Source organism: Polynucleobacter sp. TSB-Sco08W16 (assembly GCF_018687455.1).
GTDB lineage: Bacteria > Pseudomonadota > Gammaproteobacteria > Burkholderiales > Burkholderiaceae > Polynucleobacter.
The window spans coordinates 1,216,134-1,238,501 of the sequence record NZ_CP061291.1 but is presented as its reverse complement, the minus strand read 5'-3'; the positions used below and the strand labels follow the sequence as shown (position 1 = coordinate 1,238,501).

Annotated in this window: 22 protein-coding genes; 11 read left to right on the top strand and 11 right to left on the bottom strand. The window is 46.3% G+C overall.

All coding sequences use genetic code 11. From position 1 onward, the window contains the following. Nucleotides 1-15: 15 nt before the first annotated feature. Nucleotides 16-750 carry a transporter gene (locus FD961_RS06115; RefSeq protein WP_215393094.1) on the top strand — a complete coding sequence of 245 codons (735 nt, stop codon included), beginning with the start codon at nucleotides 16-18 and terminating at the stop codon, nucleotides 748-750. A gap of 11 nt (nucleotides 751-761) precedes the next feature. On the opposite strand, the gene FD961_RS06110 is transcribed toward FD961_RS06115, so the two are convergent. From FD961_RS06110 to FD961_RS06095, 4 genes are read right to left on the bottom strand one after another with little or no spacing between them, the layout of a single operon-like run. Further along, the gene (locus FD961_RS06110; RefSeq protein ID WP_215393093.1) at nucleotides 762-1,193 is read right to left on the bottom strand and encodes a DUF6152 family protein; all 432 of its coding nucleotides are present in this window, start codon (nucleotides 1,191-1,193) and stop codon (nucleotides 762-764) included. A gap of 33 nt (nucleotides 1,194-1,226) precedes the next feature. Beyond that, nucleotides 1,227-2,054 carry a hypothetical protein gene (locus FD961_RS06105; protein ID WP_215393092.1) on the bottom strand — a complete coding sequence of 276 codons (828 nt, stop codon included), beginning with the start codon at nucleotides 2,052-2,054 and terminating at the stop codon, nucleotides 1,227-1,229. 16 nt (nucleotides 2,055-2,070) lie between these two features. After that, nucleotides 2,071-2,577 (bottom strand): DUF6644 family protein, encoded by a 507-nt coding sequence (locus FD961_RS06100; protein WP_215393091.1) that lies wholly within the window; start codon nucleotides 2,575-2,577, stop codon nucleotides 2,071-2,073. An 18-nt stretch (nucleotides 2,578-2,595) separates the two neighbouring features. Further along, nucleotides 2,596-3,081 carry a DUF6644 family protein gene (locus FD961_RS06095; RefSeq protein WP_215393090.1) on the bottom strand — a complete coding sequence of 162 codons (486 nt, stop codon included), beginning with the start codon at nucleotides 3,079-3,081 and terminating at the stop codon, nucleotides 2,596-2,598. A 76-nt stretch (nucleotides 3,082-3,157) separates the two neighbouring features. On the opposite strand from FD961_RS06095, the gene FD961_RS06090 reads away from it, so the two are divergent. Then, nucleotides 3,158-4,150 carry a tripartite tricarboxylate transporter substrate binding protein gene (locus tag FD961_RS06090; protein WP_215393089.1) on the top strand — a complete coding sequence of 331 codons (993 nt, stop codon included), beginning with the start codon at nucleotides 3,158-3,160 and terminating at the stop codon, nucleotides 4,148-4,150. A 77-nt stretch (nucleotides 4,151-4,227) separates the two neighbouring features. On the opposite strand, the gene FD961_RS06085 is transcribed toward FD961_RS06090, so the two are convergent. Continuing rightward, entirely contained in the window at nucleotides 4,228-5,226 is a 999-nt protein-coding gene (locus FD961_RS06085) for a tripartite tricarboxylate transporter substrate binding protein (protein WP_215393088.1), read from the bottom strand. A 103-nt stretch (nucleotides 5,227-5,329) separates the two neighbouring features. Between FD961_RS06085 and FD961_RS06080 the strand changes: the two genes are divergently transcribed. Continuing rightward, the gene (locus tag FD961_RS06080; RefSeq protein WP_371817144.1) at nucleotides 5,330-5,641 is read left to right on the top strand and encodes a SemiSWEET family sugar transporter; all 312 of its coding nucleotides are present in this window, start codon (nucleotides 5,330-5,332) and stop codon (nucleotides 5,639-5,641) included. Between the two features lie 3 nt (nucleotides 5,642-5,644). Then, nucleotides 5,645-6,337, top strand: coding sequence for a fumarylacetoacetate hydrolase family protein (locus tag FD961_RS06075; RefSeq protein ID WP_215393087.1), 693 nt, complete (start codon nucleotides 5,645-5,647; stop codon nucleotides 6,335-6,337). Nucleotides 6,338-6,350: 13 nt separating this feature from the next. On the opposite strand, the gene FD961_RS06070 is transcribed toward FD961_RS06075, so the two are convergent. Beyond that, entirely contained in the window at nucleotides 6,351-7,130 is a 780-nt protein-coding gene (locus tag FD961_RS06070) for an enoyl-CoA hydratase/isomerase family protein (protein ID WP_215393086.1), read from the bottom strand. Nucleotides 7,131-7,217: 87 nt separating this feature from the next. On the opposite strand from FD961_RS06070, the gene FD961_RS06065 reads away from it, so the two are divergent. The 5 genes from FD961_RS06065 to FD961_RS06045 all read left to right on the top strand — a co-directional run bounded on the left by FD961_RS06065 (nucleotide 7,218) and on the right by FD961_RS06045 (nucleotide 10,093). Further along, nucleotides 7,218-7,376: a DUF5993 family protein gene (locus FD961_RS06065; RefSeq protein ID WP_215393085.1), complete on the top strand. Its 159-nt coding sequence runs from the start codon at nucleotides 7,218-7,220 to the stop codon at nucleotides 7,374-7,376. Between the two features lie 6 nt (nucleotides 7,377-7,382). After that, a complete protein-coding gene (locus FD961_RS06060; RefSeq protein WP_215393084.1) occupies nucleotides 7,383-7,946 on the top strand; it encodes a disulfide bond formation protein B in 564 nt (187 codons plus the stop codon). A gap of 33 nt (nucleotides 7,947-7,979) precedes the next feature. Continuing rightward, entirely contained in the window at nucleotides 7,980-8,990 is a 1,011-nt protein-coding gene (locus FD961_RS06055) for a tripartite tricarboxylate transporter substrate binding protein (RefSeq protein WP_215393083.1), read from the top strand. Between the two features lie 138 nt (nucleotides 8,991-9,128). Beyond that, on the top strand, nucleotides 9,129-9,584 hold the full coding sequence (locus tag FD961_RS06050) for a hypothetical protein (protein WP_215393082.1): 456 nt from the start codon (nucleotides 9,129-9,131) through the stop codon (nucleotides 9,582-9,584). A gap of 47 nt (nucleotides 9,585-9,631) precedes the next feature. After that, nucleotides 9,632-10,093, top strand: a complete 462-nt coding sequence (locus tag FD961_RS06045; RefSeq protein WP_215393081.1) for a glycine zipper family protein — start codon at nucleotides 9,632-9,634, stop codon at nucleotides 10,091-10,093. 15 nt (nucleotides 10,094-10,108) lie between these two features. Here FD961_RS06045 and FD961_RS06040 read toward each other — a convergent pair whose 3' ends face one another. The 5 genes from FD961_RS06040 to trxA all read right to left on the bottom strand — a co-directional run bounded on the left by FD961_RS06040 (nucleotide 10,109) and on the right by trxA (nucleotide 15,696). Beyond that, nucleotides 10,109-11,500 (bottom strand): MATE family efflux transporter, encoded by a 1,392-nt coding sequence (locus FD961_RS06040; protein ID WP_215393080.1) that lies wholly within the window; start codon nucleotides 11,498-11,500, stop codon nucleotides 10,109-10,111. Between the two features lie 4 nt (nucleotides 11,501-11,504). Continuing rightward, nucleotides 11,505-13,223: a glycosyltransferase family 39 protein gene (locus tag FD961_RS06035; protein WP_215393079.1), complete on the bottom strand. Its 1,719-nt coding sequence runs from the start codon at nucleotides 13,221-13,223 to the stop codon at nucleotides 11,505-11,507. A 101-nt stretch (nucleotides 13,224-13,324) separates the two neighbouring features. Then, nucleotides 13,325-13,672, bottom strand: coding sequence for a type B 50S ribosomal protein L31 (locus tag FD961_RS06030; RefSeq protein ID WP_068948267.1), 348 nt, complete (start codon nucleotides 13,670-13,672; stop codon nucleotides 13,325-13,327). 166 nt (nucleotides 13,673-13,838) lie between these two features. After that, nucleotides 13,839-15,101 (bottom strand): transcription termination factor Rho, encoded by a 1,263-nt coding sequence (gene rho, locus FD961_RS06025; RefSeq protein WP_011903147.1) that lies wholly within the window; start codon nucleotides 15,099-15,101, stop codon nucleotides 13,839-13,841. Between the two features lie 268 nt (nucleotides 15,102-15,369). Further along, nucleotides 15,370-15,696 carry a thioredoxin TrxA gene (gene trxA / locus FD961_RS06020; RefSeq protein WP_068948270.1) on the bottom strand — a complete coding sequence of 109 codons (327 nt, stop codon included), beginning with the start codon at nucleotides 15,694-15,696 and terminating at the stop codon, nucleotides 15,370-15,372. Between the two features lie 98 nt (nucleotides 15,697-15,794). On the opposite strand from trxA, the gene FD961_RS06015 reads away from it, so the two are divergent. Together FD961_RS06015 and FD961_RS06010 are read left to right on the top strand one after the other, a co-directional pair. Continuing rightward, nucleotides 15,795-18,806 (top strand): PD-(D/E)XK nuclease family protein, encoded by a 3,012-nt coding sequence (locus FD961_RS06015; RefSeq protein ID WP_215393078.1) that lies wholly within the window; start codon nucleotides 15,795-15,797, stop codon nucleotides 18,804-18,806. Then, nucleotides 18,803-22,321 (top strand): exodeoxyribonuclease V subunit beta, encoded by a 3,519-nt coding sequence (locus FD961_RS06010; protein ID WP_251371234.1) that lies wholly within the window; start codon nucleotides 18,803-18,805, stop codon nucleotides 22,319-22,321. Before FD961_RS06015 ends, FD961_RS06010 begins: the two co-directional genes overlap by 4 nt. Nucleotides 22,322-22,368: the final 47 nt, after the last annotated feature.

Below are 22,368 nucleotides of genomic sequence, written 5' to 3'. Positions count from 1 at the left end.
ATTTTGGCAAGCTTAATGCTGTTGCCCACTGCGGCAATGGCGGTGCTACAAGATGAGATACAGGTGTATGACGATGAGATTAATGCTAAGGGTGAATCAAGTCTAGAACTTCATATTAATAGCACGCCTCGCGGCATCCAGACACCCTCTTACCCAGGCGAGGTGATGAATAATAATGGCGTGCGCGTCACGCCAGAATTGGCTTATGGTCTTGGCCATGATTTAGAGGCTGGCTTATATATCTCTTACGTCAATTACGACAACAAATTTCAGTATGCAGCCACGAAAGTGCGTATGAAATGGTTGCCGTATCGCGAGGAGAAGGGTGACGATTTCTTTGCTGGCGCCAATTTAGAGCTTTCTAATGTGCAGCCACAGTTTGATGAGTCTCGATATAACGCAGAAATGCGTTTTATTTTCGGCAAACATTTTGATGAATGGTTGTTCTCATTTAACCCCATCGTCGATATGCCGCTATCGCAACCATACGTGCATCAATCGCCGTACTACTCGACGGCAACTCGCTTATCGCGAGAGGTCATTCCGGACTTGGCTTTAGGGGTGGAGTACTACACCAATCTCAATCAGCTAGGACAACCGATCAATTATCAAAACACCCAACAGCTGGGATTCTTGATGATGTACTACGATGGAAAGCCTATTTCATTTCAGGCGGGAGTAGGGAAGGGGTTTTCAAATAGCACTGACTCGTTAACGCTCAAAGCTATTTTTTCAATCCCGCTTCCCTAATTTGCAGCAGATTATTTCTGCTCGCGGTCTTCTAAGTTAGCGCTTTCTTGTGCGCGAATATCGGCGGTATAGAACTTGCCAGTGTCGGTTAAGGTAACTTTCTTCAAGTAACCACCCTTATTGCCATTGCGAAGTGGGTAGAAGTCAACCGATACCTTATCTCCTGCTTTGATGGAGTTTCTAGTCCAACCACCCGCACGAGTCAGGTTTCCAGGGCTAGATACTTCCATAATCCAAAGCGCTGGAGTATCGCCATCTTTGAGGGTGCCCGTGACAAAGATACCAACGTGTGGGTTAGTCCATTGCACTTCTTTGACTACCCCAGTAATAGTGATGACTTTATCTCGGTCAAACATGGTGGTGGCATGGTGCGCTAGGGCTAGTGCTGACGCTGATAGCGCGATGACAAATGCCGCTAGTCTCGTTAATGTTGTGAGTTTCAAGATCTTATCTCCTAAGAATGATGGCTATATAAATTATTGGGGTGGAATGCGATTGCCGCCCACATCGTATTCGACAGGAACGAAAATATCATTGCCACGTTTATCTTTGCCTGGGGCAAAAGAGCCTTCTAAGCAAACGCCTTCGACAATATCGTACTTACGTGCGCGTTGACGGAAGTAAATACGAGTTGTTTTCCAGGGCTTGGTTAATACGTTGGGCGCAATGATTTCAAGGTCATCATGCAATTCATCTTTGCCCACTAAATGGATGCGTTCGATGATGTGCATATCGCCGTTATTAGGAACACCAGCAGCTTCGCTGATCGCAATATAAGCCTGGGGTACAACGCCGACGGTATCAACTACCAGCGTATCGCCTTCCCATTTACCAATGGAGTGACCATGGAAAGTGGGATCTGGATCTTCTGGGTGAGGGCGACCATCGGTGTAGATGCGGCGCAACCGATTGCCGTCTGATTCCCCTAGGAGGGTCACTCTACCTGGGGTAAATAAGACTTCCATGGCATTGTGAGTAACCAACATCCATGCGGGCATGGATTCAGGTAAACAGTTGACGAATAAGGGAGGGGGTCTACCGGCTTTTTCTTCAGCCAGCTGATATTGGATGAGTTCATTGGCCGCAGGAGTCCAAGGGGGCATATTGGTTTTAGCCTGCATATCTTGATCGGTGATCTTTGGATTCCAAACACCACTCCAATCAGGAAGTTTGGCTAAATTATTCCAGTCCTTAGCGGTGGGTGGTGGATTGATCACTGGCTTAGTCGACTGTGCATAACTTGCATTAGCTAGAGCTAACCCAAGCCCTGCTGTTAATAATAGGCCGAGCATTTTTCTTTTCATTGTCTCCCTCTCTTTATTATGAAACTGCTAATACTGGTTCAAGCGTAAAACCAATCCATCGTCCAAAGAAAATAATGCTCACCCACAGTGCTAGTGAGATGGCTCCAGATAGGCGGGCAGAAGTGGGTAGCTGTTGATAGTGATTCCAGCTATCGATATTTTTGCCAATGATGAATTGAAAGCACATCATATTTACACCAGCCAAGCCCAGCAAAATCATTTTTCCTAGAAAATGAAAGTTCTGGCTGTAGCTCAGAGCATTCGAAGTAAATAGAATGGCCCCGGTGATGGCGGCGATCAAAAAAGCCATCCAAGTAATAGGCAGCAGTTCTTTGCTGATATTGCTGATTGGGCGATTCAGGGCGCGAATACCAATCAAACGCAAATCTACTAGGGCGATAGAGCCAATCACTAAGGTTACTGCGAGCACATGTAGGGACTCAACCCAAGGGAATAAAAATTCGTTTTCACGAATGGTTTCGGCAATCGGGTTGCCATAAATTAAAATCAGAATGTCGTTCATCTTTTTTGTGCTTATGAGTTATGCGTATGCAATCCAACGGCCTGCGGCAACTATGCCAATCCACAATGTCAGAGAAACGATGGATAACAATCGGTTGCCTAAATCTGCTTGAGCATAAGAATGGTTGTTGCGCCACTTTCTTTGAAAGTGTAGGGTGATGAGTATTACTATCACTAACATCAACATTTTCAGCTGAAAGGCTGGGTTAGTTAATGATCTTGCGGGCTCACCCACAATCATGATGCAACCAGTAATGAGCAGAACTGGTAAGGCGAACCAAATTAACGCTTGGTAACGAGCGATGACTGTTGCAATCGGGTCGCTTTGCCCATGAACACCAAGAATCCTCAGATTAATTAGGAGTACCCCCACTAGAACTGATGCAATGGCCAGAATATGAAGGCTTTGCATGGTAGGAACGATCCAAAAATGATCCTGTATCGCCGCATTGAGAGAGGTGCTCTCTAGGTAGTAACAGAATTGAAGCAATGCAGAATTTTGCATGGATTTAAACAATTATTTAATATTCGTGAGAAGAGTTTATATTACTCAGATAAATAAAATAGTTAACGGAGACAAAATGACACGGATCCCCTTTTCGCACGGTAGATGCTTAGGTATTTTTGCTGCAGTTGCAGCATTTTTATCCCTCACTTCTTTAGTCAATGCTGCTGAGCCTTTTCCCAATAAACCAGTCAGGATTATTGTGACTGCTGCGCCAGGAGGAACTACCGACATTTCTGCGCGTGCACTCTCAGAAGTCTTGGGTAAAGAGCTCAAACAAACAGTCATTGTTGAAAATAAGGCTGGAGGTGCTGGCATCATTGGTATTCAAGCATTGCTCTCGGCACCTGCTGATGGGTACACCATGGCAATGGGCAATATTGGTCCCAATGCAATTAACTACAGTCTTTACAAGAATCTTCCCTACAAGATGGAAGATATGGAGCCGGTCACGATTGTGATTGCAAATCCTAACGTCTTGGTTGTCAACCCAGAAGTACCGGCCAAGACGGTTGCAGAGCTGGTGGCTTTGGCTAAAGCTAATCCAGGCAAGTATTCATTTGCATCTTCTGGGCGCGGTCAGTCTATTCATATGTCTGGCGAGTTGTTCAAGACACAAGCAGGAATCGATATTATTCATGTCCCATATAAAGGGGCTGGCCCAGCCTTGGCCGATCTATTGGCCGGTCAGACCAGCATGATGGTGGATAACTTACCAAGCTCAATGCAGTACATCAAGTCTGGAAAATTACGCGCTTTGGCGGTTACTAGTAAGAACCGTGTTGCAGAGTTGCCTGATGTACCAACTATGATTCAATCGGGCTATCCTAATTTTGATGTAACTGCATGGTTTGGTTTGTTTGTTCCAGCAGGAACACCAAAACCAATCATCGATAAGCTCTATGTTGCTGTGAAGAAGGCGCTGGAAACTCCTGAGATTAAACAGCGTTGGAAAGATTTGGGTGGTTGGGCAGTCGGCGATACACCAGCCAATACCAAAATATTTATTGCTGCTGAGAAAAAGAAGTGGGAGCAGGTAGCGCAGCAAGCCAAGATTGAAGCTGAGTAATTTAGAGTAGATATCAGTAGTGTTAAAAAATGGGGCCTCATTGAGGCCCCATTGTTATTTAAAGCAAAGCGTTGTACTTAGTCAGCCTTGATATTGGCATCCTTAATGACTTTGTTCCACATATTCAATTCGCGAGTGATGCGCTTGCTCGATTCTGCTGGAGAAAGATAGTTCACATAGACCCCAGCAGCTAACATGCGCTCTTGAACGTCAGGACGCTGCAAAATAGATCTGATATCGCTACTCAATTTATTAACGATAGCCTTAGGTGTTCCTGCTGGCGCCTCAATACCAAACATGCTTACTACATCAAAGTTAGGTAAGCCTGTAGCCTCGGTGATCGTGGGTACATCGGGCAATTGGCTGATGCGTTTTGAGGTGGTGACAGCGAGAGCTCTTAATTGACCAGCTTGAATAAATTGCAAAGCCGCTGGCACGGTTTCTGACATTGTTAGAACCTGTCCACCAACTAAATCTGTCATGGCGGGACCGCTACCTTTGTAAGGCACATGCAATAAGTCGAGACCTAGTTGATAGCGGAACATTTCCATTGCCAAGCGCTGAGGAGCGCCAGCACCAGAGGATGCAAAGGTCAGTTTTCCTGGATTGGCTTTGGCGTAAGCAATGAACTCTTTCATATTCTTTACAGGGACAGAAGGATTTACAACAAAAACTAAGGGGACAACACCCACAACTGCCACTGGTGTGAAATCTTTCTCAAGGCTGTACTTAATTCGGTCTTTATCAAGAATGGCGTTAATCGAATGGGAAGTCAGTGCGCCCATTAACAAGGTATAGCCATCAGCAGGTGACTTAGCCACCATATCAGCGCCAATATTGCCGCTATCTCCAGCTCGGTTATCCGGTATTACCTGTTGGTTCAGGGTCTTAGAGAGCTCTTGCGCCATGATGCGGCCAATCACATCAGTTGCACCGCCAGGAGGATAGGGAATCACCAGGCGAATTGGCTTATCCGGATAATTTTTGAGGGCTGCCTCGCCTTGGGCAAACACGGGGCTAGCGATCAAGGCGGCGCATATGATTGTGCCAATCCACTGCTTATATTGTTGTCTCATTTTGTATTTTTAGCTTTAAGTTGAACTGCAAGCATCCATTATGTACAGAAAATACCTTCCTGCGCTAGATCAATGACTTCCGAGTTTCCCTAATTACAATCAAATGATGAGTCTTGAACCCCATCAAATAGAGATCATTGGTTATTGCGCCGCTTTTCTCACTACAGTCGCCTTTTTGCCTCAGGCGATCCAGTCTTGGCGCACCAAAGATCTCTCTGGAGTCTCCTTGGGGATGTATGCCTTGTTTACTGTAGGTGTAGGTTTGTGGTTAGTCTATGGCCTCATTATTGAGAAATGGCCCTTGATATTGGCCAACGCCCTGACTTTTGCTTTGGCTCTCAGTATCTTGCTACTCAAATTGCGTCATACTTCTAAAAACAGAAATATAGCAACACCAAAATCCATTGAAAGGTAAGTCATGAGTTCAGCTTTTGTTATCGATGCCCCAGTTCAAATCTCTTTGCCAGTGACTGGCGATAGTCGCCGCTTTGCAGTCAATCGCATTTATTGTGTAGGTCGCAATTATGCTGACCATGCGCGTGAGATGGGGCATGATCCTGATCGTGAGCCACCATTCTTTTTTATGAAGCCTGCAAACTCTATTGTTACTGATGGCAAAGACATGGCTTATCCCGCTTTATCAAATGATGTCCACCACGAAATCGAAATGGTTGTCGCCATTGGCAAAGGTGGCGCTAATATTGCTGCTGATCAGGCCTTAGACCATGTCTATGGCTATGGCGTTGGCTTGGATATGACTCGCCGTGACTTGCAGGGTGAGGCTAAAAAGATGGGGCGCCCTTGGGATACCGGTAAAGCGTTTGATCAATCTGCTCCCTGCGGTGAGATTACCCCTGTCAGTCAGTGTGGTCACCCAGCAAAGGGCTCCGTAAAGCTTTTAGTCAATGGGGAAGTGCGTCAAGAGGGCGATCTCAATCAGTTGATCTGGAATGTGCCAGACACTATTGCTTACCTCTCAACGCTATTTACTTTAGAGCCAGGCGATTTAATTTTCTCAGGCACTCCTGCAGGCGTAGGCCCTGTGAAAAAAGGGGATGTATTGGAGGGCAGTGTTGCTGGATTGAAAAATCTGAAAACTAAAATTATTTAATACCACTTAAATCTTACTTGCCCAACCACTTCGGTGGGCGCCCTTCCAAGAAGGCATTCACGCCTTCCTTAAAGTCCTGACTGTTATAGGTCTCACGCATGAGATCACTGCAGTCAGGCAGATTGTTCTGCAACAAACGCGCGATGGTTAACTTGCTTGCTTTTTGAGTAATCGGTGCAAGAGCTGCTAGCTTATGGGCTAGAGCATCTGCGGCACTGGTGATGTTCTGAGCATCCACTGTTTCATAAAGATAGCCTGTTGCGAGTAACTCTGGTGCTTTGATGAGTTCACTTGTCAGCAACATTTTTTTCACCATCGGAATGCCTAGGTGCGCACCAATCCAAGCTAGATTGCTTGGTGATAAACAGTTTCCTAAGGTGCGTGCAACTGGAATGCCAAAGCGTGCTTCAGGTGTAGAGATGCGAAAATCACAAGCTGTCGCAATCAGAAGGCCACTACCCACCGCCAAGCCTTCGATCAACGCAATCGTAGGCATAGGTAATAGTTGTAATGAACTAAAGATGTGGTCGACAGCCACTTCATAGGCCTCATCTTTTTTCATTGCCACAAACTGCTCGATATCACTCCCTGATACAAATGCTTTATCGCCAGCACCCCTCAATATCACTACACGAATGTCATGATTGCTAGCTAGTGAATCACAGATGACTTTGAGTTCTTCATACATCGGCCATGTCATGGCGTTACGGGCAGCAGGATTATTAAAGGTAAGCCTTGCAATCGGCCCATCAAAAAGGAGGTCTAAGCAGGGCGGGGTGGAGTTTCTAGTCATTCTTGGCATTCTAAACATAAGACCACTTTCTAAGCCCTGAATTTACTGGTTTACCCATCCCCGGGAGTCCTGCGCTAGAATTCATTTATGTACATGTTCCTACCTTTTCTGACGGCTTTTATCGGACTAGTCTTGGTCTGGTTTGAGAAACGTCTTGCAGGTCTCACTGTCTTGGCCATCACGGTTGTCATATTGATGGTTTGGTTCCGCTTTCACGCGACAGATCACCTCAACATCAGTCTGTAATTCATTGTGAGCAAACATTCCTTTCCTACTTTAGCGGCGCTTGGCAATCAGTTCGCCTTATTGGCCGTCATTGGTACTTTGTCATATGCGTTTATGGATCAACTCTATTTTGGTGAGTTGCCTTGCCCACTTTGTTTAATGCAAAGAGTCGGTTTTGTCATTATTGGATCGGCCTTAGTTTTGAACATTCGCTGTGGTGCGCACTCGGCGCATTATGGTTGGGGCATCATGGGTGGCTTAGTAGGGATGATGGTTTCACTACGTCAAGTGTTCTTGCATATTCTGCCGGGCGATCCAGGATTTGGAAAAACGTTCCTAGAGTTGCATTTTTATACCTGGGCCTTTGTAGGTTATCTGGGCTTATTGGGCGGCATTGCAATCTTATTGATGCTGCCTAATCGCGAAGTGCGTTCACGTTCGTGGTTTGCGAATGCCTTAATCATTATTTTTATTCTGATCGTATTGGGTAATCTGGTATCCACCTTGCTCGAATGCGGTATTGGTCCCTGTGCCGATGATCCAGTCAAATATGATGGATGGCTGTGGTTGCGTTCCCGATTTGGTTTTTAAGGTAGTCCGCCCAATACTCTGTTGGGATTTTGGATGATGCGGGTTTCGCGGATGGCTAAGCGCCTACTTCTAGTATTGTTCCTCAGCGTCACGATGCTAACAGCCCAAGCCCAGGCTCTCACAAAGAGCAGTGCCAATAACAGCTGGCCAAAGCAAGCAATTCGGATCATCGTGAGTTTTACCCCGGGTGGTGCGCCCGATATTTTGGCTCGCGTGCTTGCTGAAAGCTGGCAACAAAGTTTAGGCGTCCCTGTACTTGTAGAAAACCGTCCAGGTTATGGTGGCAACATTGGCGCAGATATCGTTGCTAAGAGTGAACCAGATGGCTATACGCTCCTCATCGGTACGGTTGGCATTCATGCGATCAATGGTGCCCTCTATGAAAAGATATCTTTTGATCCTATCAACGATTTCACACCCATTAGTTTTCTGGCAAGCACTCCCAATGTGCTGATTGTCAATAAACAACTCGGCGTGAATAGTTTGCATGAGCTCATTCAACTTGCCAAAGCTAAACCGAATCAACTGACTTTTGGCTCTTCTGGCGTAGGCACTTCATTGCACATGTCAGGTGAATTATTTAAAGAGATGGCTGGTATACAAATTCGGCATATTCCTTATAAAGGGCGCGCTCAATCACTACCCGATTTAGTAAGTGGTCGCATCTCCATGCTCTTTGATAACCTATCTTCTTCCTTGCCCTTAATTAAAGCCGGTGAAGTACAAGCTTTAGGGGTAACTACTTTAAAGCGTTCGCATGCCGCACCTGAGATTCCAACATTTGCTGAGCAAGGTCTGCCAGGATTTGAGGCAATTTCTTGGTTTTCATTAATGGCACCAGCTAATTTGCCACCCTCAATTCAGAAGCGCTTGAATCAATTAACGCGCCGCACTTTAAATAACCCAGACGTTAAAGCTCGACTCCTGGCTGGAGGCTTGGAGCCCAACCCAGGAAGCCCCAAAGAACTCTCCAAGCTAATCGCGCAAGAATCTGCAAAGTGGAGTAGGGTGGTATTGCAGTCAGGCGCAAAATTAGAGCAATAGGCAGGCCACTAATAGCTTTAATAAATAAGTCATTTTCTTGTCAGCCTAGTTGTATTTGAGGCGTTATTGATAGTAATACTAGAAAAAACTAGAATAGAAATTGAAGGTAGTAAAAGACCAAATATATGGGGGTCGATCATGAAACAAATCAATAAATTCAGCATCTTAGGTGTTGCCTTAGTGGCTTTATTAGCCACCTCACCGGTGATTGCCCAAGCGGGTAATGTGGGCTGGAATGTTTCGGTGGGGGGTGGCTACGGTGGTGGTTGGCGTCCAGCGGCCTATGGGCCTTATGGTGGAGGTTGGGGTCATGGTTGGGGCCCAGGATGGCGTGGTAATTGGGCATACGGCGGGGCTTATTACGGTCCTTATGCTGGTTACTATGCTCCACCAGTAGCATATGCACCTCCAGTTGTTTATATGCCCCCTCCACAACCGATGGTCTTGGCAGCTCAGCCTCAGCCTGCAGTTTGGTATTACTGCCAAGCTAGTGGAAAATATTTCCCTTATGCACAAGAGTGCCCTTCTGGATGGCAAGCGCAGCCTGCAACGCCACCCACAAGTAATGCACAGCCTAGAGGCCCGCAGCACTAAACTTCCAGAAGTTCAGAATAATTATTCAGGGTAATAAAGGATTAGATATGAAACGATTTGCTCGCACTGCAGTATTGACTGCATCCGTTCTTGCATCATTAACTGCTTGCGTATCTGCACCAACCGGTCCGACAGTGGCTATCATGCCGCGCGATGGAAAACCATTTGAGGTGTTCCAAAAAGAAGATCAGGTATGTCGTGAGTTCGCTGCCAATGCAGTGAAAGACACTAGTAATGCAGCGCTAAAAGAGGGTGTTACTAGTGCTGCTGTGGCTGCTGCTCTGGGCGCGGCTGCTGGCGCAGTGATTGGCGGCGGCAGTCATACCGGTGTTGGTACAGGTGCTGGAGTCGGTTTATTGGGTGGCGCTGCAATTGGGGCTATGAATGCATCCGGAAAAGAAAATCAAGCGCAGAACCAATACAACATCGCCTATCAACAGTGCATGTACTCCAAGGGTAATCAGGTTCCTAGCTATGCGACACCTGTTCCAGGCCCAAGCTATCGCTAAGACAGAATCAGCTCTCTAAGTCTCAAGCGGCGGATGCGTTTTTTCATAACGTTCCGCCGTTTTTCTAAAGAGGTAGAGAAGCAGGCAAGCAGCCAATCCTAGGCTAATGCTATTGCCAGCCCAAAAGCCATTTGCACCTTGCAAAAATGTTGGCGTATTACCCAATACATTAAAGCCCATCAGATAGCCACCACCAAGGCCTACACCCCAGAGTGATCCTGCGTAAATCAGCATTGGCCAAAACGCAATGCGATAAGCGCGCAGAATAAATGCGGCAGTCACTTGTAGTGCATCAAAGACTTGATAAAAAGCAATGAACAAAAAGAGTGGCACTGAAAATACCTTCACTGCTGCTGGTGGATCATATAAATCCAACAACTGCAGACGGAACACCCAGACAGCAATACCAATCGTGATGCACAAAGTAGTTGTAAAGAAGACGGATGACCAGCCAATCTCTTCAGCACGTTCTGGTTTATTGGCACCAATCGATTGCGAAACCAAAGTCATGGTTGCAATAGACAGAGATAGTGGCACCATATAAATCACAGTGCCCATATTTGCCACAATCTGATGACCCGCTAGGGCAGTAGTGCCTAAGCGTGCAATAAATAATGACATAAAGGTGAACGAGGTCACTTCAATCAAATAGCTAAAGCCAATAGGAGCGCCTAGCTTGAGCAAAGTCCAAATGCGATGCCAATCGGGCAAGCTAAAACGCTCAAAAATATTGAAAGAGCGGTAAAAGCGATCAAATAAGACAAAGCTGAGTGTCATTAGCAGCCAGGACCAGTTAATGATCACGGTGGCAACTGCGCAGCCAGGACCGCCCATACCTTCGATGCCAAAACCACCATAGATAAAGAGTAGATTTAAAGGCAGTTTGAGCCCTAAGCCAATTAATTGCACTATGGTGATCACGGCAGGGCGAGAGACCGCGTTATGTAAGGCCATTAAGACGCGCATACCCATGCTGGCGGGCAAACCCAGTGCCAAGATATTGAGATAGAGGCGAGCCTTACCCTCAATATCTGGACTCATATGTGAGATCGCCAATAAATGATCTGCATTGAGCAAAATAAAACACCCAAGTACAGTCAGACCTAAAGCGAGCCAAGTCGCTTGGCGCACCTCTTCTCCGATTTCGCTATAGCGTTTAGCACCAAAGAGTTGGCCGGCGATTGGGGCAAGTGCAGAGACCACACCAGTTAGACCCACATAGATGCTAATAAAGATGGCGGAAGCCATTGCTAGTGCCGCTAGATCCTCGGCAGAATAGCGCGCAGTCATTGCGGTATCTAAAACACCGAAAGTAATAACGGCTAATTGACCAATCAGTAAAGGGCCAGCAAGCTTCAGTAAAGCGGGGATATCTTCGCGCAGGCGCGATAGCTTAAAGTGCAACACGCCTTTATTCCGAAGTTACTTCGTAAAGTCGTAAGCGCTCATCTCGGTCAGCAGCACGACGATCTTCCCATAAGAGATGCAGCTTTTTATTATTCAGTTGTGCGTAAGCTTGTGCTTCTGATTGGTTATGCGTCAGCATCCAAGGGCAACTAGGATCATCACGCAAAGTCAACTTAGTGAAGTAATCAAATGATGCTAGCTGTGCAGGACCGATATTGCTTGTGTTGATGCACCCGCCGCCAGGAGGAACCACTTGCGAGAGGCGTGCAGAAACAATGCGATATGTTTTGGCGTAGTTAATTGTTGGCAGCCACAAGGTCATCAGCAATACCCACATTAAAGTTGTACCTGAAGCGGAAATAATTAAGCAACGCCAGATTTCCTTAGGGGCGCGTGAAGTTCTCCAGCGAACAACGGAGAGCCAGACACCCGTAATCGCTAGCGCTACGATAAAAGCAAGCCAATTAAATTGACCTTCAAAGCCAGGGAGTAGTCGAGCAATATTGGCTGCGGTAGTTTCTGGATAACCAGTCACTTTGGCCAACCAGATAATCCAAATAGCCAGCGCAATGAGCGTAAAGCTAAACATGGCAAACCAATCAATAAAACTAATGACGCTGCGCTTGAGGATCGGCAAGCTAAAGGCGGCAATAATCGAGAGACTTGGAATGAGGATCATCAGGTCATGCTCATTTGCCTCAAAGCGAAACAGCACATAAATTAAGCTACCAATAAATAGACTGAGTGGAATGCAAAGATGAGGGGCTCTCCAAGCGCCAGCAGATTTAGCGCGACCCCAGTGAGCTAAGGAAATGATTGCTAAGGGCCACACTGGCCAGGCATAGGCCCAAAAGTTCACACTCAAGAATCCCAAGGACTCAATTGAAGGGGCGGAGCGCATCTCCGGCATATTGCGCCAACCTTCTTCAGCGATATGACGCCATCCAATCGGCAGATCGGCGAGATACCAAAGCGCTGGCCATACTGCAAAACCGATTAAACCTAAAACAGTGCTCGCTAAGGTCCAGCGAAAACGGAGTTTTGCGTTACTTGCAATGACGGCGATGATGGTGGAGGTAACAATGATGAGGCTTAAAGTCAGGTTGCTAGAGAGTGCCACAATCGCAATACCAAGGCCGGTCCACAAACCACCTTGCCACGGCTTGTCTAAGCCGCGCACTGTGCCGTAGAGCACGATGCTGATGCCCATGAGTTGCGCCATCATAGGCGTAGTTTCATGAGCGCGCTGTGCAAGACCGACGCAAGCTAAGAAGATGAGAAGTGCGCCATCAGCCAGGGTCATACCATAGCTCTTCATATCTGGCTGGCCACCAACAGCCAATGCCATTGGTTGCACTTCACGACGACGACCTAATAAATAAGTGGTGTACCAAATCGCTAGGGCTGCTGCAAAGAAGCAAATTGCAGAATACAAACGTGCAGCATTGGCAGCGCCAATGAAGCCGCCAAATAACTTAATCAGAGTGGCGCCCATCCAATAAGGGAGTGGAGTACCTAAGGAAATATCGCGACCAGCTAAGTGGGGAACGAGCCAATCAATGGAACTACCACGGAATAAGCTCCACATGCCGCCAAAGCCAATCGCATCCTCATTCTTCCAAGGGTCGCGAAAGAACAAACCGGCAAAACCATAAACCAATGTCAGCGCAAAAATAATAATGCGCGGAATTGATTTAGTAGCGGCGGCGGTGAGTTTGACCATGAACTTAAGTTAAGTAAAACAAACAATAAAAAAGGCAGCAAACGCTGCCTTGATTATCTCGCAGAGAAGGGCATTTCCATACCCTGCGAATATAAGGTGTATTAAGCCTTCTTCTTAGCTGGCTTTTCAGCAGCTTTAGCTTCTGCTGCAGCAGCTTTTTTCTCAGCTGTTTTAGCAGCGCCATCTCCGGAAGCCTTAGCAACTGCTTTGGTACCGAATTTCTGACGGAATTTCTCAACACGACCAGCGGTATCCATGATTTTCTGGGTACCAGTGTAGAAAGGGTGTGATTCAGATGAAGTCTCGATCTTGGCTAATGGATACTCATTGCCATCTTCCCACTTGATTGTCTCTTTAGTAGACATTGTGGAGCGAGTCTTGAAGCTGAAGTTATTGGAAACGTCTACAAAGACGATTTCACGATATTCGGGGTGAATGCCAGGTTTCATTTTGAGTCCTATGAGCGGGTAGCCGTTTAAGTTAAAACAACCTAAATACTTACCCAAGTTAAAAGCAATAATTGGTGCAACAAAGGCGAAATTATGCCATGAAATCAACAACAAAGCGCATCTTTAGGGTCTAAAAAGGGCTAAAACAGCCCTCTAGACCTCTAAATTAGCCTCCGCGACGCATTAGGTCGAAGAATTCGCCGTTGTTTTTGGTCGATTTAAGCTTGTCTACGATGAAGTTCATCGCCTCGATATCGTCCATATCGGCCAGCAATTTACGCAATACCCAGATCTTCTGGAGATTCTCTGCTTTAACCAAGAGCTCTTCACGACGGGTGCCAGACTTATTGAGGTTAATCGATGGGTAAACACGACGCTCAGCCAAACGACGCTCAAGGTGAACTTCCATGTTGCCGGTACCTTTGAACTCTTCATAAATGAGGTCATCCATACGGCTACCAGTTTCAATCAGGGCAGTAGCGATGATGGTTAATGAGCCACCTTCTTCAATATTACGAGCTGCACCAAAGAAGCGTTTTGGGCGTTGCAATGCATTGGCATCCACACCACCAGAAAGCACTTTGCCTGATGAAGGAACAACCGTGTTGTAGGCGCGTGCCAAACGGGTAATCGAGTCAAGCAAGATGATGACATCTTTACCCATCTCTACCAAGCGTTTTGCTTTTTCAATTACCATCTCGGCAACTTGCACGTGACGTACAGCAGGCTCATCAAAAGTCGAGGCCACAACTTCACCGCGCACGGAACGTTGCATCTCAGTCACTTCTTCAGGGCGCTCATCAACGAGTAACACAATGAGAATAGCTTCAGGATTGTTGGCTGCAATCGCGTGTGCAATGTGCTGCATCATCACTGTCTTACCAGACTTAGGTGATGCCACGATCAAGCCGCGTTGGCCGTAACCAATAGGGGAGATCATGTCGATGATGCGGCCAGTCAAATTCTCTTCGGCTTTGATATCGCGTTCGAGGCTGATCACGCGGTTTGGGTGCAAAGGCGTTAAGTTCTCAAACATGATGCGGTTCTTGAGGGCCTCAGGAGCCAAACCATTGATCTTGTCTACCTTTACTAATGCAAAGTAACGCTCACCATCTTTAGGGGTACGCACTTCACCTTCCACGCTGTCACCAGTATGTAAGTTAAAGCGACGAATCTGCGCAGGGGAGATATAAATATCATCTGGTGAAGCCATATAAGAGGCCTCAGGAGAGCGCAAGAAACCAAAGCCGTCAGGCAAGACTTCCAAAGTGCCGTCACCGAAAACAGTTTCACCCGCTTTCGCACGCTTCTTCAGAATGGCAAACATCAGTTCTTGTTTGCGCATCCGTTGGGTGTTTTCAATCTCCAAGCTAGCTGCCATTTCAAGCAGAGCGGATACGTGGAGGACTTTGAGTTCAGTTAATTGCATGTGGTTCTCGGGTGTTGATAAAGATAAAAATGAATAAGGGGATTGTGTTTTGGGGTATCGCTGCGCCGATTTAGATCACGCAGATATGGAAAAACAGAATTTTTGGAATTTGCTAAAAGAAGGGGAGGTAAATTGCTGGAAAGGAGCACTCTAGAGAAAGCGCTGAACTACTGTTAAATGCAATAGTACACTAAAAAACGGGTCTGACAAGCACTAGAAACAGGTAAAAACCACAGGCTCAACTGGTGAACCTGCGGTCTGAGACTATTTACAGATGACTATCAATAAATGCAGTCAACTGGGATTTGGCCAAAGCGCCTACTTTTTGAGCAGCCACAGTGCCATTTTTGAATAGGATCAAAGTCGGAATGCCACGGATATTGAACTGGGCAGGTACGCCTTGGTTCTCATCAACGTTCATTTTTGCGATTTGCAACTTGTCGCCATACTCACCGGAAAGCTCTTCCAGGATTGGACCAATCATTTTGCAAGGACCGCACCACTCAGCCCAGAAGTCGAGCAGTACAGGTTTATCGGACTTGAGGACGTCTTGTTCGAAAGAGGCGTCAGTTACATATTTAATGCCGGCACTCATGAAAATTCCTTATTTAGGCTTATTTAGTTATTGCGTTACAGCGCTTATATTAGCAATAAGCGAAACATTCTGCTCAAAATAGATAAATTACTCAAGTCATGCCGCAGCCATTTCCAACCATTTCTGATCAAAAGCAAGTGCAATCATGGGCGATCACGCCTGATGCAAGTGCGCTAGAGCAGTTAGCAATGGGTATTTGGAATTGTGCAATGCAAACCAAACAGCGCCCCTTAGTGGTGCTTAGCACTGCAGGTCCTCTAATTGGCATCAGGGCAGCACTCGAAAAATATCGTCCCCCAGATCTTGATCCGAAGATTGCCTTCTTGCCGCAAGTGATCAGCTTTGCCGATTGGTTAGAAGCGGCACCAGGCTCATGGAAGTTTCCCAAGAAACAAACGGATTTAGAGAGATGGTTAGCGGTGTTTGTGAATTTGCGTAAACACAAAAAATTGCAAGCTTGGTTTAAAGCGGAGAGTGAAGCGGGGGCTTGGGGTTTAGCGCAAGCAGTCATTGATGCATGCGATGCATTGTCTGAATTAGTTGTGCCGCAGTTGCAAGGCGAACTCAATGACTTACTAAATAGCCATTCACTGGATACTGAAGTCTGGCTTAAAAAAGTAGAGTACGTTTTAGATCAAGCAGTCGCAAAAGCATATGTAGGTTTATCTAAAAATGTCGTGGATGAAGAGTCTGCAGTTCTTTTGGCGTTTTGGCGCTACCTGACCAATGTAGGCGACCCAGTCATTCGTAAACATCTAGCCATGTCCACTCATTTACAAATGGCAAAAGACAATCCAAGTAAAGACACGACAGCAGTTCGTCCATTTATCTGGGTGCAGACTGCCGATCCAAAGCCAATTGATCAAGAGTTAATTGATCGGTATTTAGCCGACTATGCCCAATGGGCACCAGTGTTTCATGTCAATTTAGATTGGACTACAGTTGCCTTATGGGCAGAAGCCCTTGGCGGTCTGGACGCGGAAGACGATATTGCTTCAGTTAACGAGGCAGAAGAACATCAAATAGAGGCCAATATCCAAACCAGCGTTCATGATGGTTGGCGCTTGCTTGCAGCAAACCGTTTTGAAGAGTTGGCATGGGCTGCAACCAAATCAATCGAATCTCATTTGATTGCTGACAAGAAAAATATTGCTTTAGTAGCGCAAGATCGCTTAGCGGCTCGCCGCGCTCGTGCGCTCTTAAGTCGCCTTGGCGGTTCCCTGCGTATTCGAGATGAAACGGGTTGGAAGTTATCAACCACTCGAGCTGCTGCAGCATTTGATAGTTTGTTAGAGCTGATTCGTGCGCCTAAAGAAGGGCCAAGTGCCAGCATCTTGCTCGAGTTTTTACAGAACCCTTACTTCGATCTTGCTCACAGCCTTCAAAAGACGCCTGAAGTTTGCGTTGGCTTGCTTGCGAAACTAGAAGATATTTTGGTCGCTAGCCAAGCAAAGTCCGGCTGGGAAACATTTATGGCAGCGATAGAGCGCGCCAATGGTTATGCAGTAAGTCATGGCGGCTCACCGAATGAGCAATTGATAGAGCTAATCCAGTTTGTCAAAAGGCTGCACTTCCAATGGCAACAAACTCTCCTAGAATGCGCGGATGCCTATAGTCAGCTACAAGACAGTCTCCAAGAGACGGGTATGTTCCAGCGATTAGAGAAAGATGCTGCTGGCAAGCAATTGCTCGAAGTTCTCCAGCGCTTTGATTTAAGTAATGGCCCATATCAAGAATTGAAGATGCGTTTGCCAGAATGGCTAAGCCTCTTGAAAACCGTAATTGAAGAGGCCTCTTACGAAGAGGCTGGTAAAGAGGCTCAGGCAACATTAAGTATTTTGCCCTTGAGCTCAACACGAGTGCGTGAATTTGATGCTGTGGTGGTAGTGGGATGTGATGAGCAGCAATTACCTGCTTTTTCAGAGCCACCACTATTCTTTTCAGATGCACTAAACCGTTATCTCAAGTCCTCCACGATTGCTGCGCAATATGTACAACAAGCTAGAGATCTTTCCCAGCTGCTTGTTTCATGCAAAAACGTAGATTTACTTTGGCAAAGCAAAAGTAAAAGTGGTGAACCTTTGAGGCCATCAGCTTGGATACAACGTTTGCAAGTAGCGCTTAAGAAAACCCCGCTAGAAGTGTTAGAGCCAAAGCTCAAGCCTTATGAAGGCCAATCACAACCCATTCGAATGGCGGTGAGTACGCCCGATCAGGATCTAGCAATCCCAACGACTGTTTCACCAAGCGCCTACAAGGCTTTGCGCGATTGCCCTTATCGCTACTACGTCAGTAGTTTATTGGGTTTGCGCAAGGCGAAAGAGTTTGAAGAGGGCTTTGATGCTTCTTTGGCTGGTCAGACTTTGCATGCGTTGTTGAAAAACTTTTTTCAAGCTCTCAAAACAGAAGAGAAGAAACCCCATTCCGTCATTCATGCTGGTGATGATGCTAGACGTCAGTGGATGATTGATCAATTAATGCATTATTCCGAAAAAGAGTTTGAAAGACTCATAGCAGGTGATGCCAGAGTATTGGGCACCTTACGAGACTGGCAAAAACAGATCCCAAGCTTTGTAGATTGGCAGTTAAAACGGGAGAATACTGGCTGGCGCTATCACGACGCTGAGTTAACAGTAGGCTTTAACTTAATGCTGACTGATCCTGATGGTGTGGAAAGAGAAATTCGGATTGCCGGACGTGCTGATCGATTTGATATACACGTATCTGATAAGTCAGTAGCTGCAGTCATGGACTATAAAAATCAGAATATAAAGAAGATCACCAATCGTGCTGAAAACGTTTTGGATGATCCGCAATTGTTAATTTATGCCCGCGGTGCTAATGAGAATTCCATTGCGGCACATTTGCCTGGGCGCACAGTACAGCAGGCAGAGTGGGTAACTCTGAAAGCTGAATTGAATAAGGGCGAAGAAAAGAATATTCGCGCTCATCCAATCGAGAATATGCCGGAACTGATGGAGCAATTTTCTGAGCAGATCGTTCAAGACTTAAATGCATTGTGGGCACGCAAGCCAATGCAGGCATTTGCGCCAGATAGTGTTTGTCAGTACTGCGAGGCACGAGGCATTTGCAGAAAGGGGATGTGGTGAACGAAGAGTTCGATAACGCCATCGCCTGTGATCCTGCAAGATCAGTGATTGTTTCTGCTTGTGCAGGCAGTGGTAAGACCTGGCTTCTGGTAGCCCGCATGGTTCGCCTATTGTTAGCAGGGGCTAAACCTCAAGAAATCTTAGCGCTGACTTTTACTCGCAAAGCTGCTCAAGAGATGCGTGACCGCTTGTATAAATTATTGGAAGAGTTTTCCGTTAGCGATGATGCAGCTTTAACTAAGCATTTGGTTGAAAGAGGACTTAAGGAAATTGAAGTCAATGCTTTGCTACCGCAAGCTAGAGGCCTCTACTTAAAGGTATTAGCAAGCCCACAAGCCATTGTGATTGACACCTTCCATGGTTGGTTTGGCCGACTCTTGGGCGCTGCTCCTGTATCGGCTGAAGTCCAGCCTGGCCTTAGCTTGCGAGAAGACGCCAAGCGCTTGCAAGAAGAATGCATGGCAGATTGGTGGGGAGATTTACCTAAAGGTCTTCAAAAGCACTATGACGTTCTATTGGAGGAGTTTGGTGCAGTAGAAACACAGAAATTTCTAATGGGAAATTACAGCCTCTTCAAGCAAAGAGGCGCATGGACATTTTTCCAAGACGCATGCAATACGCAGGGCCTTACACCGATTCAGTGTCTAGATAAAATTCTTCCACATTTGGGGAAAGATAATCCTCTGGAGGAGTATTGGCAACAGCCGCAAACTAAAGCTAATCTTGAAATGCTCTACAAATGCTTTAGCAACGGTACACCAACTCAAATAGGAAATGCACCTTATATAGAAGAGGTGATGAAGCATCATGCAGCTGGTGGATCTGTAATGGAGATCGCCGATCAATGGCAAAGTTATTTCCTGACTCAAAAACGTAGCCCCTTAGCTGATATTCAAAAGACTTCAGCTCCAATGTTGAGATACCTCAATAAGATTGGTCAGGATCCTGCTGAAATTACTGCCATTCGTAATGGCTGGGTGCAGGCATATGAGGCCCTTTTTGCATGGCAGAGCGAGCATTTGATTCATCAATTAAATGATGCTTGGTTTGCAATGAGTCAGGCGATGTTAGCCCATATGGAAAAGACTAAAGAAGCCATGCGCGTGCGTGACTTCGATGATTTGGAGATTGGCGTTAGCCAGCTCATGGCAAGCTCTGACAATGCAGCCTATTTGCAGGCGCGCTTAGATGCTCGTTACAAACATATTCTGATTGATGAGTTTCAAGATACCAATCCATTGCAATGGCAAATCTTGCGCTCTTGGTTAGCCGGCTATGGTGATGATGGTTCAATGCCAAGCGTCTTCATTGTGGGTGATCCGAAGCAGTCTATTTATCGCTTCCGCCGTGCTGACCCAAGATTGTTTGATAGCGCCCGAGATTTTTTAGAAGAAAAACTTGGGGCAGCAGCTTTGTATCAGAATAAGACTCGCCGCAATGCCCCTGAAATTAATGATGCAGTTAATCAGATTTTTCTATCTGGATCTTTGCCGGAGAGCTATCGATTCACAAAACAGTCAACAGCTTGGAAGCCCACCCTTGCTGGCCTGCCAGGGCAAGAGTTTGCAGCCAAAGGCGAAGCCTATCTATTACCCTTAATTCCTCGTGAAGAGCCAGTGATTGCAGAGCGCTCTGGTTCAGCCTTGGAAGGGCCGATTGAAGATGCTGGTCAAACTACAGGTGTTCAGCAGCGCTATGAAGAGGGTAAAGCCATTAGTCGATTGATTCATCACATCATGGCCACGCGCCAAGTGATGGATAAGAAAGACGGAAAAGATATTTGGCGGCCAGCAAGAGGTAGTGATTTCATCTTATTGGTAAAGCGACGCCAATACCTGCCTCAGTATGAAAAAGCCTTACGCGAAACAGGACTTGCTTATGACAGCTCACGTTTAGGTGGACTATTAAATACATTAGAGATTGACGACCTGATTGCATTGCTTACAGTACTGGTCTCTCCAAGACATGATTTGCCTTTGGCTCAAGTGCTGCGTAGCCCCATTTTTGGTTTTACTGAAGCGCAAATGCAAGAGCTTGCTAAGAGCATTGGTAATGGTTGCTCAACTTGGTGGGATGCTTTGCAAACTAATCACAGTGCAGAGATTCAAAAGGCTGCGCGGTATTTAGAGCACTGGCGTGGCTTAGGTGAGGTATTGCCAGTACATGATTTATTGGATTTGATTTATCACGAGAGTAATTTGCGGGTTCGTTACGCAACTACTGCCCAAAACCTGGCACGTGCCCAAGTATTGGCTAATTTAGATGCTTTCTTAGAGCTTGCCTTAAATCAGGATGGCGGTCGTTACCCAAGTTTGAGTCGGTTTATTGATGAGATGAATGCGATGCGTCGTGGTGATGATGATGAAACGCCAGATGAGGGAGATGTAGAGGCAGAAGCCGAGTCTGATGCTAACGATGACATTGGGGATGTTGAGATTGATGGTGAGACGTCTGAGGAAGATCAACATCGCCGCGTTCGTTTGATGACGATTCATGGTGCCAAAGGATTGGAGGCGCCATTTGTCATCATGTTAGATGCCAATAATACGGAGTGGCGAGCGCCACATCGAGGCGTACTCTTAGATTGGTCGCCAGAGAAAACTAGCCCAAGCCATCTTTCCCTATATACCTCTAAAACATTAACGGGCGATCGAAGCTTGGTGTTTAAGAAGGAGGGCGAAGTTAGCCTAAATGAGAATTGGAACTTACTGTATGTGGCAATGACAAGAGCCAAGCATGGACTATGGATTAGCGGCGTTGCATCTAACTCCAATAACGGCATTAAGGAAAAATCTTGGTATGGCAAAGCATTGACCGCCGGCATCAAGGTACTTGATCTAGAGGCGCTTAAGCTTGGGGACCTTGTGCCGAATACAGAAGAGGTCAAAGATGAGCTCGGCCCCATGGCATTTAAGATGGATCACTTCCAGCTTGAGTGGGATAGAGCAGTAGGTGACCATCAAGACCATTTAGCCAAAATCGTTAGTGGCGAGTTGGCTAAAGAGCTTGCTTCAAAATCATTAGAGCAGGCAAGAGAAGAGCCTGATCCAGAGATTTTGGAAGAGGGTACCCACTTTCATAAGCTGCTAGAGTTCTTAATCCCAGACTCTAGCAATCAAACAAAAGCTCTCATACCTAGCGAACAAGAGCTCATGAATTGGCTTGGAATAGATCAGACGCATGCCCAGAAATTACTTGAGCGCACGAAGACAGTTTTGGAGTCAGCAGAGCTCAAACCCTATCTGACTTCAGGTGAATGGATTGCCGCCTGGAATGAATTGGATGTTGCCAGTGAAAAAGGCAAGAGCTTCCGTATAGATCGTTTAGTAGAGTTGGGCGATCACATTGCCATCATTGATTACAAGCTCACCATTCCAGAAGTGGGTAGCGAGAAGTATGAAAAATATCGTGCGCAACTCAAAAACTATCAAGCCGAACTGTCCCGCATCCGCAAAGATAAGCCCAATAAGGCTTACCTGATCTCCTCAGAAGGCAGGCTCCAGGAAGTTATCTAGCCAAACCCTTGAATTTCCTCTAAAAGCCCCCATATACCTAGGGAATG